The sequence below is a fragment of the Desulfurobacterium sp. genome (genome assembly GCF_027028515.1).
Classification (GTDB): Bacteria; Aquificota; Aquificia; order Desulfurobacteriales; family Desulfurobacteriaceae; genus Desulfurobacterium_A.
Window position 1 is genome coordinate 1 of record NZ_JALVIW010000002.1, and the last position, 2,178, is coordinate 2,178.

General features: G+C 39.4%; 2 protein-coding genes and 1 pseudogene. 2 read left to right on the forward strand and 1 reads right to left on the reverse strand.

Going from position 1 to position 2,178, the window contains the following annotated elements; genetic code table 11:
- Positions 1–267 (forward strand): annotated as a pseudogene (locus tag MV676_RS00020) (NAD(+) kinase); the annotation flags it as partial.
- On the opposite strand, the gene MV676_RS00025 reads toward MV676_RS00020, so the two are convergent.
- Positions 264–905, reverse strand: a complete 642-nt coding sequence (locus MV676_RS00025; protein ID WP_297444201.1) for an HAD family hydrolase — start codon at positions 903–905, stop codon at positions 264–266. The pseudogene MV676_RS00020 and the gene MV676_RS00025 overlap by 4 nt on opposite strands.
- Before the next feature lie 109 nt (positions 906–1,014).
- Here MV676_RS00025 and MV676_RS00030 point away from each other — a divergent pair.
- Positions 1,015–2,178, forward strand: a 1,164-nt coding sequence (locus MV676_RS00030; protein ID WP_297444202.1) for an aspartate kinase, incomplete at its 3' end; no start/stop codon positions are given.

The window sequence follows — 2,178 nt, forward strand, 5'->3', positions numbered from 1 at the left end:
AGTGTTCCCGCTCTTATATTGAACCCAATTTGTCCTTTTACACTTTCTCAGCGTCCCATTGTGATATCTGATGATTCTATTATTAATGTGAAACTCATAACGGAAAATGAAGATGTATTTGTAACACTGGATGGTCAAGTGGGGTTTGCTCTTAGGGTGAGAGATGTAGTTCAGGTGAAAAAGGCGAAAAACAAAATAAAGCTTATTAAAAATCCTTACAGAAATTTCTTTGAAGTACTTCGTACTAAGCTCAGATGGGGTGCCTAAATAAATTCTAATATATGCTTTAAATCTTCTGGTTTTTTAAGTAAAAAGGCGTTGACACCTGCTTTCTGTGCACCGAAAAAGTCTTCTTTTTCTCTATCTCCTACGTGTATCATTTCCTCCGGTTTAACTTTAAAATAGGAAGCTGCATGGATGAATATTTCTTTCTCAGGTTTAAATACTCCCACTTCGTCTGAGTAAAATTGCTTGTCTATGTAATTAGCAAACCCTGTTTCTTCTATAAATATTCTGGTGTAGTTGGAAGACCAGAACTGAACGTTTCCGATGGTGCATACAAAAAGTTCCTTTTCTTTAACAGTCTTTAATACTTCAATAGCTACAGGATAACCTATGTGTTTTCTTACTTTTAAAGTGGCTTTTACCACCGCTCTTTTTATAAACTCCACGTCAAGTCCGAGTGTGTCTGCAAAAAGCTTTTGACAGATATTTACGGCCTCTTTAGCTGGCAGTTTCCCTTGCAATCTCAGTTCTCTTGACTCTTTGCGCGCTTTTTTAAAAGCGTTATCGATAAATGTTTTTTCCAAAGAAGAAAGGTAAGATAACTCTTCCACAATTGCTTCAAGCATCAGGTTTAGATCAAGTAAAGTACCCCATATATCAAATGATACGAGCTTTATCATGTAACCCAGTTTAGCACAATAATCAGATATTTTCTATAAACTTCTTGACAATCTTAATTGCAGTTTTATAGTGCAATCAAAGTTCTTCGAGAAAAGGGAGGGTAGCTTCATGGCGCTTGTGGTTCAAAAATATGGCGGTACTTCAGTGGGGGATATAGAAAGAATAAAACGTGTAGCTAAAAGAGTGGCCAAAACAAAGGATCAGGGAAACGATGTAGTGGTTGTTGTTTCCGCCATGGCAGGTGAAACGGACAGACTCATCGACCTTGCGAAACAACTTGCTGAAATACCAGATGAGAGGGAGATGGATCTTCTTCTTTCTTCTGGAGAAAGAGTTTCCGCGGCTCTTCTTGCTATAGCTTTGAAAGCAATGGGTTATAAAGCAAGGTCATTTACAGGCAGACAGGCTGGTTTTATTACTGATGAAGCCCATACCAAAGCGAGGATTAAGAGAATTGAAGCCAAAAATATTCTTGAGGCTCTGGAGAGAGGAGAAATTGCTGTTGTAGCTGGTTTTCAAGGTGTGGCAGAACTTTCTCATGATGTTACCACTCTTGGAAGAGGTGGTTCTGATACTACCGCTGTAGCACTGGCTGCTGCTCTAAAAGCGGATGTATGTGAAATTTATACTGATGTTACGGGAGTGTTTACAGCTGATCCACGAATTGTCCCCAATGCCAGAAAGATTGACAGGATATGTTTTGAAGAGATGTTGGAAATGGCATCAGCTGGTGCGAAGGTGTTGCAAGTTAGATCCGTTGAGATAGGAATGAAATATGGAATTCCTATACATGTAAGGTCTACTTTTAGTGAAGAGGAGGGAACTATGGTGGTACCTTTCACGAAAGATATGGAAGAGGTTGTAGTTTCAGCAGTAACGCATGACAAGAATCAAGCAAGAATCACCATAGTAGATGTTCCTGACAGACCAGGGATAGCAGTGGCGATTTTTAATCCTATTGCTGAAGCCAACATTAATGTTGATATGATAGTTCAGAATGTTTCTCATGAGGGTCTCACTGACCTTTCGTTTACTGTGGCGAGGACAGATTTGCCTAAGGCGGCTCAGGTTATAGAAAAAGTGGTAAAAGAGATAGGAGCTAAAGGCTATACCACTGAGGATAGAATTGCCAAGGTCTCCATTGTGGGAGTGGGTATGCGTTCTCATCCAGGTGTAGCTGCTAAAATGTTTGAAACTCTTGCCAAGGAAGGGATTAACATTCTTATGATCAGCACCTCTGAAATAAAGGTTTCATGTGTGATTGATGATAAA

Coding starts and splice junctions, on each gene's coding strand:
- MV676_RS00025 (WP_297444201.1), bottom strand. CDS start 905: ATGATAAAGCTCGTATCATTTGATATATGGGGTACTTTACTTGATCTA.